Here is a 15,530-nt window from a genome sequence, read left to right as displayed (position 1 = left end):
TCATCGCGGTCCGCCCGCGGGGGTCGGCGCAGGGCCGGGCGACGGCGACGGGGTCGCGAGCTTCACATCGGTCTCCGTGAACCCGTCGACGATGGCCTTGAGGTGGTCGCGGATGTTGGTGAGCCCTTCGAGGATGACCTCGCGATTGCCGTTCCACCCGCTCTCGAAGTCGCCGACGCGGCTGCGAAGGGTTCCGCGCCCCTGCGGCTGACCGACCGCGTCCTGCACGTCGTCGGTCGCATCGCCGATGTTCTCGAACTCCGTCACGAACGTGCCGAGATCGGACGTCATCTGCTTGAGATCGTCGAAGTCGAGGTCGACATCGGGTCCGGCCATGTGCTCGTTCCTTCCGCTCGGAGTCGTTCAGGCACTCCGGGGGCTGCCGAGGGGAGGACCGAACGGCCCTCCCCTGTCGCGCGTCGCCCTCGGGCGCAGCGAATGATCAGTTGCCGGCGAGCGCCTGGTCGGTGTCCTTGATCGCCTGCATCATCTTGCGGAGCGAGTCGCCCATGTCGCTGATGCCCTCGATCGCCTTCTCGAGGCCGGTGGTCAGCTCGGTGTAGCCCTCGCCGAACTTGCCCGACGCGTGCTGCGTCTTGAAGTCGTCGCCGAGCAGGCGGTCGACGTCGTCCTTCAGGCGGCGGAGCACGTCGCCGATGTCCTCACGACCGCTGTCGAGCTTGCCGGCCATCGATTCCATCTCGCCGTAAGAAGCCTTGAAGTCTGCCATCTTGCACCCTTTTCCTTGATGTCTCGGCCCGCCTCGGCGCGCCCTGCCTCCCCCAAGATAGGTGCATCCCGGTGACGCACCCAATGGGGAGGACTACCCACCGAGCGGCTGCTCGCCCACGAGCGGCAGCTGCACGGTCACGAATGCGCCGTTCTCGACGAAGATGCCACGGCCCTCCGGGTACTCGTGGCGGGCGACCTTCGGGAAGGGCACCTTGAACAGCGAGTCACCGTCGTAGGTCTCGGGGCGGAGCGCGATGCCGCGACGACCGGCCTTGAGCTCGCCCACGAGGCCGTACCCCGAGCTGAGCTGCGACACGTCCCCGTCGCCGACGAGGAAGTGGTCGCTGCGGTTGATCGCCTGGAACAGCTCCTTGAGGGGGCGCTCGGCGTCGGTGTCGCCGAACTCGGTGACGTTCTCGACGACGATCATGATGCGGCCGGGGATCGACTCGTCGCCGACGATGCCCACGAGTTCCTTCGCGAGCGCCCTGGCGTCTTCGATGTTCGTCGCCGAACGCCGCCACGGCGCGAACTCGCGCAGCACCGCCCGGCGTCCGCCGAAGTGGAACAGCTCGGCCGCCGGGTCGAACCGCCGCATCGACGTCACGAGCGCGCGCAGCGCGTTCGACTTGCCGCTCTTCGGCGGTCCGGCGATCACGAACGTGCCGATCGGCTCGAAGCCCTTGGGACCGAGCAGGTCGTCGGAGACGCCGATGACGGGTTGCCCGTCGACCTGGTCGGGCAGTTCGGTCGGCACCAGCGAAGTCGGCAGCGCGCCGATCTCGGACGCCTCGACGGCTCCGCGTGCGCGGAGCGCTGCCGCGAACTCCTGCATGGCGCTCGTCTGCTCGGCGACGTTCGCGGTGCCGCCGATGGCCGCGATCTGCGTCTCGAACCCGTCGACGATGGCGCGCCCCGGGGCGCTGCGCTCGTTGAGCACGTCTTTCGGGGCACCGAGGATCGCGTACGCGCCGTCATCCGACATCCGCAGGATGATGCGCTTGGACACGTTCGCGCTGACCGCGGTCGGCACGGCGCCGTAGCGGTCGGCCGTGACGATGGCGTGGATGCCGAGCGGGCGCCCCTCGCCGAGCAGTCGCATGAAGATCGCGTAGAACGGCGAACGCGCCGACGTGGTCTCCCACTCCTGCTTGAAGGTGCCGAAGCCGTCGATGAGCAGCAGGATGCGCGACTCGTCGGTGCGGCCCGTGATGGCCCGGTACTCGGAGAGTGTCGCAGCGTTCACGGCCGAGAACCGCTTGGCGCGTTCATCGAGCACCGATCGGATGTTGCGGAGCAGCCGCTGCACGCGCTCGGCGTCGTCGCCGGGCACGATCGAGCCGACGTGCGGCAGGTCCTCGATCGCGCGCAGGGATCCGGTGCCGAAGTCGAGGCCGTAGACCACTGCGCGCGACAGGTCGGGCCGCGCACCGACGGCGATCGCGATCGAGCGCAGTGCGGTGGACTTGCCGGCACCGCTCGTGCCGTAGACGAGCATGTGGCCGTCGGTGTCGGGCGTGAAGTACATCGGCTCCTGGAGCTGGCGCTCGGGGATGTCGGCGAGGCCGAGCGGGATCCGGGAGTCGCCGTCCTGCGGCAGCGCGCGCAGGTCGACGGTGGTCGCCAGGTCGTCGAGCCACGGCCGGCGAGGAGCCGGGATCCGAGCCTCGGACGCCGCGGCGATGAGGTTCTTCACGAGCCGCTTCTGGTCGTTCGGGCCGAGGTCCTCATCGTGGGTGTCGGACTCGCCCTCGGCCTCGCCCTCCCACACGATCGCGCCGCCGAACCGGAGTTCGGCGACCTTCGCCTGCGCGACCTCCGGCGCCTCGCTCGTCCATCCGCCGGCGTAGCCGGACTGGAACGGCACGAGTCGCCCTGGCCCGGTCTTGGCGATGCCGCGACCCGGGATCGAGGGATCGAACGTGCCCGCGACGGGGTCGCCGACGACGTCGTTCGAGTCGGAGACATCCGCCATGCGCAGCGCGACCCTGAGGTTCGTGTTGGCGCGCAGGTTGTCCTTGATGACGCCGGCGGGCCGCTGGGTGGCCATGATCAGGTGGATGCCGAGCGAGCGACCGCGCTGCGCGATGTCGACGACGCCGTCGACGAACTCGGGCACCTCGCCCGCGAGGGCCGCGAACTCGTCGATGACGAGCACGAGCGCCGGGGGCGTCTCGGGATCCTGGCGCTTCTCGAGCTCGAGGAGGTCCTTCGCCTTCTTGCGGTTGAACAGGTGCTCGCGGTGGTGCAGCTCGGCCCGGAGGCTCGTGAGCGCGCGGCGGACGAGGTGGGGGCTCAGGTCGGTCACGAGCCCGACGCAGTGCGGCAGCTCGACGCAGTCGGCGAACGCGGACCCGCCCTTGTAGTCGACGAAGAGGAACGTGACCCGGTCGGGGCTGTACTCGGCGGCCATGCCGAGCACCCACGCCTGCAGGAACTCGGACTTGCCCGAACCCGTGGTGCCGCCGACGAGCGCGTGCGGACCCTGGGTGCGCAGGTCGAGCGACATCGCGTCGGGACTGCCTTGGCCGATGAAGGCCTTGAGCGTGCCGGCGCGCTTCAGGCGCGGTCGGGTGCCGCGCGTGCGGTCGAGGATCGAGTTGTTCTGCCGCCAGCGCTCGACCGCGGTCGAGGGCTGCGCCGCGAGGTCGGTGCCGAGCAGGCGCAGCAGCGAGACGCTGCGCGGCAGGTCGGTCGAGTCGGCGGTGACCGAGCTCGAGTCGACGACGGGCGCGAGCCGCTTCGCGAAGACCTCTGCGTACTGGTTCGAGACGCCCTCGATGACCGCCTCGCGATAGTCCTCGCCCGCGCGCACGTAGCCGACGCGGGCGTGCTCGAGTCCGTCGGTCGCGTCGATGAACGTGCGGCACGCGGCGGGCAGCGACTCGACGGTGGGCGCGAGGAAGATCGTGAAGATGCCGGCATCCGCACCGCGCTCGATGACCTGGGTGAGGCGGGGCCGGTCGACGGGGGCGTCGTTGGTGACGATGAGCACGAGGGCGAGGTCGCCGTCGAGATCGCCCGGCGAGCCGCCCGAGCCGCCGACACGGGCGCCGAGCGACATGGTCGAGTCGTCGGTGCTGAGCGGCCCGCGGCGGCTCGCGGTGCCCGAGAGCCGCCCGAGGATCGTCTCTTCGAGCGCATTGAGCAGGGCGGTGCCCGCGGATTGGCTGTCGGCGAGGGCGAGGTCGGCGAACGGCGACTTCGGGCTCGTGGTGTGCGGGAGCCACTTCATCCACTCGATCTCACGCGCCCACGCGGGGTCGACGATCGCCGCGGTGATGAGTTCGTTCGGCGCGTGCAGGCCGAACAGCTGCACTCCGAGGCCGCGCAGCACGTCGGCCGCGAGATGACGGGGGCCTGCGATGCCGATGGCGCCCGAGCTCGGCAGCATCTCGACGAGCGGGACGTCGTCGATGAACTCGTGCCGGTCGCGCAGCACGTCGACCTGGCGCGCGAACCGGGCGATGCCCTTGAGCTCGTTGGACTGCGCGACCGTGTTGCGGCTGCGGGCACGCCCGACGCCGAGTCGCAGCGCGAGGAAGTTCCAGTGCTCGGGGCGACGGGTCCAGAGCAGCGGGCCGAGGCGCATGGCCTGTTCGTAGACGGAGGCGACTGCGGGCGACTCCTCATGGCGTCGCGCACGCTCGACCACGGTCTCCTTCGCGAGCCTCTCCTCGAGGTCCTCGATCTGCGTCTCGAACGTGTCGATCTCGAGCCGCAGCTTCTTGCCCTGCTGGGTGCGCTGGCCGATGAAGTTGCCGAGCATCATGAGCGGTGACATGGCGACGATGATGAGCGATGTCGCGCGCCCGGTGATGACGTACATCGCGAAGCCGAGCATGACGGGCGCGACGATCATGGGCCACGGGAACAGGCGTGGCTCGGACTCGTTCGGAACGGTCGGATGCCGGTGCTCGGTGCCCGGGTAGCGCTCCTCGACGCGCGGCGAACGGTTGAACATGAGCGACCCGCCGCGTTCGAGCACCGGGTCGGCCGCTGGGGCGGCGTCGCTCGGGGCGACGAGCGAGAAGGAGATGTCGGTGTCGCCGATCGTGATCTTCTGGCCGGGGATCACGCGGACGCGCTGCACGAGACCGCCGTCGACGACGAGCCCGTTGGCCGAGTTCAGGTCGACGAGCTCGATCGAGGACTGGTCGACCTCGACGCGCGCGTGGCGCTTGGAGGCGAGCGCGTCGACCAGCACGATGTCCGCCCCTGCGGCGCGGCCGATGATGCTCGCACCTCGCGGCAGCGGGTAGTCGCGGCCGGCGTCGGGACCGTTGTGCACGCGCAGCACGGCGCCGACCCCTGGCTGTCCGCCCTGCGAACCCGCGGCATGGCCGGCGACGACCGCCGCGTTGAAGCCGGAGCCGATCGCGGCATCGCCGATGAGCACCTGCGGGTCGAGCACGATCGGCTCGCTCGAGGTCGGCGGCGCGACCGCGAGGCTGAGGCCCGTCGCACCGCGCAGTCCGGCAGAAGCCGGGTCGTTGTGCGCGATCGCGGTGGCGACGTCGCCGACGGTGGCGGTGGCATCCGTCGTGATGACGAGGTCGACGGGCGCCCCCTGCTGGCGCCGGAGTCCGACTTTGAGCTTCATGCCCTACCTTCCGGATTCGCGTGCGATCGTGAAGCTGCGGCCGCCGACCGCGACCACGCTGCCGACGGCGAGCGGGGTGCGCACGCCGCCGGGCAGCGTCTCGTCCCGACCGTCGGGATGCCGCACGTCGGTGCCGTTCGTGGAGCCGCGGTCGGCGATCCAGAAGCCCGAGGCGTCGACGCCGAACTCGGCGTGCACCTTCGAGATCAGCATCGACGGGTCGGCGAGCGGCACGAGCTGGGCGCCGTCGCCTGAGCCTCCGCCTGGCGCACGGCCGATCAGGCCGTACTCGGCCGGGGCGACGCGCGTGCCGTCGTCGAAGACGAGCACGATGCGGTCGGATGCCGGCGCCGGGACGGAATCGGAAGGCCGAGGAGCGGCCGGCGCGGGCGCCGGTGCGGCGGCCGGTGCGGGCGCCGTGGGCGGCAGGGGCACGGTCTGCACGGGCGGTGCCGTCGTACCGACGGGCGGCGGGGTCCACTGCCCGGTCTCGACGGAACCGCCGGCCGAGACCACGCCAGAGCTCGAGCGCTGCGAGGGGATGAGGAACTCGCCGGCGGGCCGGTCGCTGGCGAGCGACGGCGGCTTCGCAGCGCCCGCGTCGGGCGAGGAGGCGAGGAGTCGGCGCGCGTGGCGGATCGCCTTCGCGTCGAACGGGTCGAGACCGCGTCGGCTGTCGACCGCGTAGCAGCGGCCGATGCGGTCGAGCCAGGAGCGCCCCCGCTGCTCGGGATCCCAGTTGCCAGAGAGGAACATGAGCGCCGGGCCGATGACGAGCAGCACGACCCAGCTCGCCCAGAGCACGAGGGCACGGAGCACGATGCGCCAGAACCCGGCCTTGCCGAAGTCGACCACGCTGACCGAGCGGACGCCGAACGAGGCCTTGCCGACCGTGACGCCGCGCAACCCGTGCGTGACCAGCTGCACGACTCCGAAGACGCCCGTGAGGGCCTGCCCGACGGCGATCGCGATGAACGGCCCGGCGAGCTCGCCCGGCCCGAGCGCCGCGAGATCGGTCGCCGACGAGGCTCCGGCGGCGACGAGCGCGTTCGCCAGTGCGACGACCCCGAACACCGTCGGCAGGGCGAGCACGACCCAGATCGCGGCGTCGAGCGCGAACGCCGCCGCCCGGCGCCCGCTCGGTGCCGGGATCAGGCCGAGGGCGGCCGCGTAGGCGGGATCGGGTCGTCCGTCGGCGCCGAGTCCGGGCGTGGGCTCGTCGTCGACGTGCATCGTGATGCTCACAGGGCTCCTCGTGCGCAGGGTCAACGAGTCAGCAAACCCGATCAGGCGGGTGCTGTCGATGGGGAGTGGTCACCATGGCGGCGTCCGTCTCCGCACAACCCTAAACGAGTGTCGGCGCCGGGGGTGCACCCTGTGCACGACCCGGCGCCGCCGCATCCTCCTCAGCCGGTGACGACGGGTCGCGGACCCGCGGCGAGCTCGCGGTCGTAGGCCTCGAGCGCGAGCCGGTTGCGTTCGGTCACGGTGCGGCCGCGTGCGGCGATCCATCCGCCGAACCAGATCGGGATCTCGCGTGCGATGACGCCCGCGACGATCGCGAACGGGTCGAGCCAGCGGTCGCCGATGAACTTCTGGGCCTCGGCGAACGTGAGGGTCCACGCCTGCACGGCGAGCAGCGACGCGCCGATGTACGAGAAGTAGACCAGCACGCCCACGAGCAGGCCGAAGACCGCATACGTCCACCAGGGCCCGCGGTTGATGATCGCGGCGAGCAGCGCGAAACCCACAAAGACGGCGATCGTGGGCACCCAGAACAGCGCCCAGTACGGCCCGCCGAGGAACTTCAGGAACTCCTCGGTCGCGGCCGACTGGTCGCCGCGGCCGAGCAGCAGCAGGTAGGTCACCCCTGCGTAGAGCAACGCGAACGCGACCGCGCCGATCGCCGCGACCAGCACCCCGAACCCGCGGTTGCCCGCGTTCTTCGGCGGGGTCGGCGCCTGCACGTAGACGGTCTGGGGAACCGCCGCCGGCGCGTACTGCGGCTCGGGCGCGAGGGTCGCGGCACCGGCCGCGGCGGCGACGGCGGCCGGCTCCGGCGGCACGTACGTCTCGCGGCGCACGCTGCCCGCCGCGATCGGCTCGGGCAACGGCTCGGCCGTCGCGTCGTGCTCGTGCACGGGCTCCGACGGGGTCACGGAGGGTGCCGCCTCGTACAGGCTCGGGTCGAAGTCGTCGGAGTCGGAGCCGGCGGATGTCGCGGTGCCGGCGTTCGCGCGCTCGACGGCCTCGTCGAGCCGGGCCGTGCGGGCCGCCTCCGCATCGACGGGCGGCTCCGGCGCGACGGGCTCGGGCGCAGGCGGCGCAGGCGGCGCAGGCGGTGCGGGCGGTGCGACGGGAGCCGCGGCGGGCACGGGCACGTCGTCCGCGGCCGTGGCCGCAGGGAGCGCCGGCTCGGGCTCGGGCTCCGCGATCGGCTCGTCCGCCACGGGCGCCTCGCCCGCGGCATCCGTGGTCGGCTCGTCTTCGACGGGAGCGTCGGCGGCAGCCTCGCCATCGGGCACGTTCACATCGGCCTCGTCGGACGCGGCGGCACCCGTCTCGTCTGGGCCCTTCGTCGTGTCGCTCATGATGCGCTCCTTCCGGGCGCCACGCACCCGCGGTCGTTGGCTCATGCTAACAACGAGCACCGCGCGAACCCGGGAGCGCGCGCGGTGCATTTCGTGGAAGTCCGAATCGCCGAACGGCCCCCGATCCGCAGGGGATCGGGGGCCGTTCGTGGAGCGATTCGCGCCTAGCTGTAGTTGCCGGGCGTGAAGTCGTCGTTCGAGAACGCGTCGAAGTCGACGAAGCTCAGGTCGCCCTCGGTGAAGGCCGCGTCGTCGGTGAAGATGCGGTTCGGGTAGCGCTCCGCCTTCGCCTCGTCGGTGGCCTCGACCGCGACGTTCCGGTACTTGTTCAGACCGGTGCCAGCGGGGATCAGCTTTCCGATGATCACGTTCTCCTTGAGGCCGACCAGCGGGTCGGACTTGCCCTCCATGGCGGCCTGCGTGAGCACGCGGGTCGTCTCCTGGAAGGACGCGGCCGACAGCCACGACTCGGTCGCGAGCGAGGCCTTGGTGATACCCATGACCTCCTGACGAGCCGAGGCGGTCTTCTTGCCCTCGGTGATCGTGGCGCGGTTGATCTCCTGGTACTTCGACCGGTCGACCAGCTCACCCGGAAGCAGGTCGGTGTCGCCGTGGTCGACGACGGTGACCTTGCGCAGCATCTGGCGCACGATGACCTCGATGTGCTTGTCGTGGATCGGCACGCCCTGCGAACGGTAGACGTCCTGCACGCCGTTGACGAGGTGCTTCTGCACCTCGCGCACGCCCTTGACCCGGAGGACCTCCTTGGGGTCGACGGCGCCGACGATCAGCTGCTGGCCGAGCTCGACGTGCTGTCCGTCTTCGACCAGGAGGGTCGAACGCTTGAGCACGTTGTACGCGATCGGCTCGTCGCCGTTGTCGGGCGTGAGGATGACCTTGCGCTGACGGTCGGTCTCGTCGATCGTGATGCGACCCGCGGCCTCGACGATCGGCGACGCACCCTTGGGGGTGCGGGCCTCGAAGAGCTCCTGCACGCGGGGAAGACCCTGCGTGATGTCGTCGGCCGAGGCCGAACCACCGGTGTGGAAGGTACGCATGGTGAGCTGCGTACCGGGCTCGCCGATCGACTGGGCCGCGATGATGCCGACGGCCTCGCCGATGTCGACGAGCTTGCCGGTCGCGAGCGAACGGCCGTAGCACTTCGCGCAGACACCGACGGCCGACTCGCAGGTGAGGACGGAGCGGACCTTGATGGTTCCGACGCCCGCTGCGATGAGCTTGTCGATGAGCACGTCGCCCACGTCTTCGCCGGCCTCGGCGACGACCTCGCCCTTGTCGTTCACGGCGTCTGCCGCGAGCGAACGGGCGAAGACCGAGTTCTCGACGTTGGGGTCGCGCACGAGCTCGCCCGCGGCGTCGACCGTGCCGATCGGGAGCTCGAGGCCCTTGCCGGTGCCGCAGTCCTCCTCGCGGATGATGACATCCTGCGAGACGTCGACGAGACGACGCGTGAGGTAACCCGAGTCGGCGGTACGGAGGGCCGTGTCGGCCAGACCCTTGCGGGCACCGTGCGTCGCGATGAAGTACTCCGCCACCGACAGCCCCTCGCGGTACGAGGAGATGATCGGGCGCGGGATGATCTCACCCTTCGGGTTGTTCACGAGACCGCGCATACCGGCGATGTTGCGAACCTGGAGCCAGTTACCACGGGCGCCCGACGTGACCATGCGGTTGATGGTGTTGTCGGTCGGGAAGTTCTCCTGCATGGCCTTGGCGACCTCGTCGGTGGCCTTGGTCCAGATCTGGATGAGCTCCTGACGACGCTCGAGGTCGGTCGTGAGACCCTTCTCGAACTGCGACTGCACCTTCGTGGCGAGCTTCTCGTACTTCGAGACGATCTCGCCCTTGTTGGGCGGCGTCAGGATGTCGGAGAGCGCGACGGTCACGCCGGAACGGGTCGCCCAGCGGAAGCCGGCGTCCTTGATCCGGTCGAGGGTCGCAGCCACCTCGGTCTTCGGGTAGCGCTCGGCGAGGTCGTTGACGATCGCCGAGATCTGGCCCTTGCCGGCCTGCTCGTTGAAGAACGGGTAGTCCACCGGAAGCGCCTCGTTGAAGAGCGCACGGCCGAGCGTGGTCTCGATGAGGTACGGCTTGCCCTCGACGAAGTTCTCGGGAGCCTCGCCCTCGGCGAAGTGCACGCCGTCGAGACGGATGCGCACCTTCGCGTTGAGGTCGAGCGCGATGTCGCCCGGCTTGTTCTGGTCGAACGCGAGGATCGCCTCGGAAATCGACGAGAACGCACGGCCCTCGCCTGCCGCGCCCGGCTTCTCGGTCGTCAGGTGGTGCAGACCGATGATCATGTCCTGCGTGGGCAGGGTCACCGGACGGCCGTCGGACGGCTTCAGGATGTTGTTCGACGCGAGCATCAGGATGCGCGCCTCGGCCTGGGCCTCGACCGAGAGCGGCAGGTGCACGGCCATCTGGTCGCCGTCGAAGTCGGCGTTGAACGCCGCGCAGACGAGCGGGTGGAGCTGGATGGCCTTGCCCTCGACGAGCTGCGGCTCGAACGCCTGGATGCCGAGACGGTGCAGCGTGGGTGCACGGTTCAGCAGCACGGGACGCTCGCGGATGATCTCCTCGAGCACGTCCCACACGTGCGGGTTCGAACGCTCGACCATGCGCTTTGCGGCCTTGATGTTCTGAGCGTGGCTCAGGTCGATCAGGCGCTTGATCACGAACGGCTTGAAGAGCTCGAGCGCCATCTGCTTGGGCAGACCGCACTGGTGCAGCTTCAGCTGCGGGCCGACGACGATGACCGAACGGCCCGAGTAGTCGACGCGCTTGCCGAGCAGGTTCTGACGGAAGCGACCCTGCTTGCCCTTGAGCATGTCGCTCAGGGACTTGAGGGCGCGGTTGCCAGTACCGGTGACCGGGCGGCCGCGACGACCGTTGTCGAACAGCGCGTCGACGGCCTCCTGCAGCATCCGCTTCTCGTTGTTGACGATGATCTCGGGGGCGCCGAGGTCGAGCAGACGACGAAGTCGGTTGTTGCGGTTGATCACACGACGGTAGAGGTCGTTGAGGTCGGAGGTCGCGAAGCGGCCACCGTCGAGCTGCACCATCGGGCGCAGCTCCGGCGGGATCACCGGAACCACGTCGAGCACCATCGCAGCCGGGGAGTTGCCCGTCTGCAGGAAGGAGCTCACGACGCGCAGTCGCTTGATGGCGCGGATCTTCTTCTGACCCTTGCCCTCGGCGATCTGCAGGCGCAGGTCCTCGGCCTCGGCGGCCAGGTCGAACGCGAGGAGGCGCTTCTTGATGGCCTCAGCGCCCATGAAGGCGGTGAAGTACATGCTGTAGCGGTCCTGGAGCTCGTGGAACACGGCGTCTTCAGGCTTGAGGTCGCCGACCTTGAGGGTGCGGAAGTCCTCCCACACGCGCTCGAGGTGCGCGACCTGCTCGTCGGCGGACTTGCGCACGCCGGCCATCTCCTTGTCGGCGGCCGCCTCGGCGCGCTTGCGCACGTCGGACTTGGCGCCGTCGGCCTCGAGGGCTGCGAGCTCCTCCTCCTTGCGGGCCATGAGCGTCGCGATGCGGGCATCGCGCTGGTCGCCGATGGTCTTGATCTCGAGACGGATCTCGTTCTCGAGGCCGGGCATGTCGGCGTGACGACCCTCGTCGTCGACGTCGATGACCATGTAGGCCGCGAAGTAGATGACCTTCTCGAGGTCCTTCGGCGCCATGTCGAGCAGGTAGCCGAGGCGCGAGGGGACGCCCTTGAAGTACCAGATGTGGGTCACGGGAGCGGCGAGCTCGATGTGGCCCATGCGCTCACGACGGACGGAGGACTTGGTGACCTCCACGCCGCAGCGCTCGCACACGATGCCCTTGAAGCGCACGCGCTTGTACTTGCCGCACGCGCACTCCCAGTCGCGGCTCGGTCCGAAGATCTGCTCACCGAACAGACCGTCCTTCTCGGGCTTCAGGGTGCGGTAGTTGATGGTCTCGGGCTTCTTGACCTCACCGTAGGACCACTTGCGGATGTCGTCTGCGGTCGCGAGGCCAATGCGAAGCTCGTCAAATGTGGTTGCGTCGAGCAATTTCTCTCCTTGGAAAGTCTCTGTAGTCGTCTACTGGCCAGGCTTAGATCTCGTCGATGTTCGACGACTCGAAGCGCGCGGAGATGTTGATGCCGAGCTCTTCCGCTGCGCGGAAGGCCTCGTCGTCGGTGTCGCGGAGCGAGACCGCGGTGCCGTCGGCCGAGAGGACCTCGACGTTCAGGCAGAGCGACTGCATCTCCTTCATGAGCACCTTGAAGGACTCGGGGATGCCGGGCTCCTGGATGTTCTCGCCCTTGACGATCGCCTCGTACACCTTGACGCGGCCGAGGATGTCGTCGGACTTGATCGTGAGGAGCTCCTGGAGCGCGTATGCGGCGCCGTAGGCCTCGAGGGCCCACACCTCCATCTCACCGAATCGCTGTCCACCGAACTGCGCCTTACCACCGAGCGGCTGCTGGGTGATCATCGAGTACGGGCCCGTCGAACGCGCGTGGATCTTGTCGTCGACGAGGTGGTGCAGCTTCAGGATGTACATGTAGCCGACCGAGACCGGGTACGGGAAGGGCTCGCCCGAGCGGCCGTCGAAGAGCTGCGTCTTGCCGCTCGAGTCGATGAGGCGCTCGCCGTCGCGGTTGGGGAGCGTCGAGTCGAGCAGACCCGCGATCTCCTCTTCGAGGGCGCCGTCGAAGACGGGGGTCGCGACCTTGGTGCCGGGCGCGGCCTCGTGCGCGTCCTTCGGGAGCTTCTTGGCCCAGGCCGGGTTGCCCTCGACCTTCCAGCCCTGCTTGGCGACCCATCCGAGGTGGGTCTCGAGCACCTGGCCGAAGTTCATTCGGCCCGGGATGCCGAGCGGGTTGAGGATCACGTCGACGGGGGTGCCGTCGGCGAGGAACGGCATGTCCTCGACCGGCAGGATCTTCGAGATGACGCCCTTGTTGCCGTGGCGGCCGGCGAGCTTGTCGCCCTCGGTGATCTTGCGCTTCTGGGCGATGTAGACGACCACGCGCTGGTTGACGCCCGAGCCGAGCTCGTCGTCGTTCTCGGCCGAGAACTCCTTGACCGCGATGATCGTGCCCTGCTCGCCGTGAGGCACCTTCAGGGACGTGTCGCGGACCTCGCGGCTCTTCTCGTTGAAGATCGCGCGGAGGAGTCGCTCCTCTGCCGACAGCTCGGTCTCGCCCTTCGGCGTGACCTTGCCGACGAGGATGTCGCCGGGGCGGACCTCGGCGCCGATGCGGATGATGCCGCGCTCGTCGAGGTCGGAGAGCAGGTCGGGGCTGACGTTGGGGAGGTCACGCGTGATCTCCTCCTTGCCGAGCTTCGTGTCGCGGGCGTCGACCTCGTACTCCTCGATGTGGATCGAGGAGAGCACGTCGTCCTTCACCAGGTTCTGGCTGAGGATGATCGCGTCTTCGAAGTTGTGGCCCTCCCACGGCATGAACGCCACGAGCAGGTTCTTGCCGAGCGCGAGCTCGCCGTTGTCGGTCGCGGGACCGTCGGCGATGACCTCGCCGGCCTCGATGCGCTCGCCCGCGGTCACGATGACGCGGTTGTTGTACGACGTGCCCTGGTTGGAGCGGTCGAACTTGCGCAGCCAGTAGGTCTGCGTGCCGCCCTCGTCGAGCTGCACGGTGACCGAGTCGGCCGAGACCTCGGTGACGACACCGGGCTTGTCGGCGGTGACCACGTCACCGGCGTCGATGGCCGCGTAGCCCTCCATGCCGGTGCCGACGAACGGCGAGTCGCTGCGGAGCAGCGGCACGGCCTGACGCTGCATGTTCGCACCCATGAGGGCGCGGTTCGCGTCGTCGTGCTCGAGGAAGGGGATGAGCGAGGTGCCGACCGACACCATCTGGCGCGGCGAGACGTCCATGTAGCTGATCTCGTCGGCGGGGACCATGTCGACCTCGCCGCCGGCCTCACGTGCGAGCACGCGCTCCTCGGAGAAGTGCCCGTCGGACTTGAGCGGTGCGTTCGCCTGTGCGACGACGACGCCGTTCTCCTCCATGGCGGTGAGGTACTCGATCTCGTCGGTGACCTTGCCGCCGACGACCTTGCGGTACGGCGTCTCGATGAAACCGAACGAGTTGATGCGCGCGAACGACGCGAGCGAGCCGATCAGGCCGATGTTCGGGCCTTCAGGGGTCTCGATCGGGCACATGCGGCCGTAGTGCGAGGGGTGGACGTCACGGACCTCGACGCCGGCGCGGTCTCGCGAGAGACCGCCGGGGCCGAGCGCCGAGAGGCGACGCTTGTGGGTCAGGCCCGCGAGCGGGTTGTTCTGGTCCATGAACTGCGACAGCTGCGACGTTCCGAAGAACTCCTTGATCGCCGCGACGACGGGTCGCACGTTGATCAGGGTCTGGGGCGTGATCGCCTCGATGTCCTGCGTGGTCATGCGCTCGCGGACGACGCGCTCCATGCGCGAGAGGCCGGTGCGGACCTGGTTCTGGATCAGCTCGCCGACCGCGCGGATGCGACGGTTGCCGAAGTTGTCGATGTCGTCGACGTCGAGGCGCAGCTCGATCGCCTGGCCGTTGCGACGGCCGGGCAGCGTGGTGCGCTCGTCGTGCAGGGCGACGAGGTACTTGATCGTCGCGACGATGTCTTCGACCGTCAGCACCGAGTCGGTGAGGGGAGCCTCGAGGCCGAGCTTGGTGTTGATCTTGTAGCGGCCGACCTTGGCGAGATCGTAGCGCTTCGGGTTGAAGTAGAAGTTGTCGAGGAGCGCACGTGCGGCCTCGGCTGCGACCTGCTCGCCCGGACGGAGCTTGCGGTAGATGTCCTTGAGCGCCTCTTCCTTCGTGAGGATGTTGTCCTTCTCGAGGGTGAGGGCGATCGACTCGTAGCCGGCGAACTGCTCGAGGATCTCCTCGCTCGTGAGGCCGAGGGCCTTCAGGAAGACCGTGACCGACTGCTTGCGCTTGCGGTCGATGCGCACGCCGACCTGGTCGCGCTTGTCGATCTCGAACTCGAGCCATGCGCCACGGCTCGGGATGACGCGGGCCGAGTAGATGTCCTTGTCGGAGGTCTTCTCGGGGGTGCGCTCGAAGTAGACGCCGGGCGAACGCACGAGCTGCGAGACTACGACGCGCTCGGTGCCGTTGATGACGAACGTGCCGCGCGCGGTCATGAGCGGGAAGTCGCCCATGAAGACGGTCTGCGTCTTGATCTCGCCGGTGAGGTGGTTCATGAACTCGGCGTTCACGTAGAGCGGTGCGGAGTAGGTCTTGCCCTTCTCCTTGCACTCGTCGATCGTGTACTTCGGCGGCTCGAGCTCGGGGTTCGTGAACGAGAGCTGCATGGTCTCGCCGAGGTCCTCGATCGGGGAGATCTCCTCGAAGATCTCTTCAAGACCGGTCGCCTCGGGCAGGTCCTTGCGGCCGGCCTCGACGGCCTCCTCGACACGTGCCTTCCATGCGTCGTTGCCGACGAGCCAGTCGAAGGACTCGGTCTGCAGGGCGAGCAGGTCGGGTACGGTGAGGGTGTCGGTGACCTTGGCGAACGAGAGACGGCTTGCACCGCGTCCGTTCTTGGGAGTGGGCGTGGTCGCGTTGCGCGCAGCAGCCAAGTGAATAACCT

Annotated in this window: 7 protein-coding genes; all 7 read right to left on the bottom strand. The window is 69.1% G+C overall.

The features are described 5' to 3' along the window. The 7 genes from BM342_RS15305 to rpoB all read right to left on the bottom strand — a co-directional run bounded on the left by BM342_RS15305 (position 1) and on the right by rpoB (position 15,519). Positions 1–336 carry a WXG100 family type VII secretion target gene (locus BM342_RS15305; RefSeq protein WP_092967688.1) on the bottom strand — a complete coding sequence of 112 codons (336 nt, stop codon included), beginning with the start codon at positions 334–336 and terminating at the stop codon, positions 1–3. A gap of 106 nt (positions 337–442) precedes the next feature. Continuing rightward, entirely contained in the window at positions 443–730 is a 288-nt protein-coding gene (locus BM342_RS15300; RefSeq protein WP_055860250.1) for a WXG100 family type VII secretion target, read from the bottom strand. Positions 731–823: 93 nt separating this feature from the next. Then, entirely contained in the window at positions 824–5,335 is a 4,512-nt protein-coding gene (locus BM342_RS15295; protein ID WP_092967686.1) for an FtsK/SpoIIIE domain-containing protein, read from the bottom strand. 3 nt (positions 5,336–5,338) lie between these two features. After that, positions 5,339–6,580: an RDD family protein gene (locus BM342_RS15290; protein ID WP_092967684.1), complete on the bottom strand. Its 1,242-nt coding sequence runs from the start codon at positions 6,578–6,580 to the stop codon at positions 5,339–5,341. 161 nt (positions 6,581–6,741) lie between these two features. Next, positions 6,742–7,926: a hypothetical protein gene (locus BM342_RS15285; protein WP_092967682.1), complete on the bottom strand. Its 1,185-nt coding sequence runs from the start codon at positions 7,924–7,926 to the stop codon at positions 6,742–6,744. Between the two features lie 164 nt (positions 7,927–8,090). Then, positions 8,091–11,987, bottom strand: a complete 3,897-nt coding sequence (gene rpoC / locus BM342_RS15280; protein WP_092967680.1) for a DNA-directed RNA polymerase subunit beta' — start codon at positions 11,985–11,987, stop codon at positions 8,091–8,093. A 43-nt stretch (positions 11,988–12,030) separates the two neighbouring features. Beyond that, on the bottom strand, positions 12,031–15,519 hold the full coding sequence (rpoB, locus tag BM342_RS15275; protein WP_092967678.1) for a DNA-directed RNA polymerase subunit beta: 3,489 nt from the start codon (positions 15,517–15,519) through the stop codon (positions 12,031–12,033). Between the last annotated feature and the right edge of the window lie 11 nt (positions 15,520–15,530).

Source organism: Agromyces sp. CF514, from assembly GCF_900113185.1.
Lineage (GTDB): Bacteria > Actinomycetota > Actinomycetes > Actinomycetales > Microbacteriaceae > Agromyces.
This window is presented reverse-complemented; position numbering and strand designations above follow the sequence as displayed.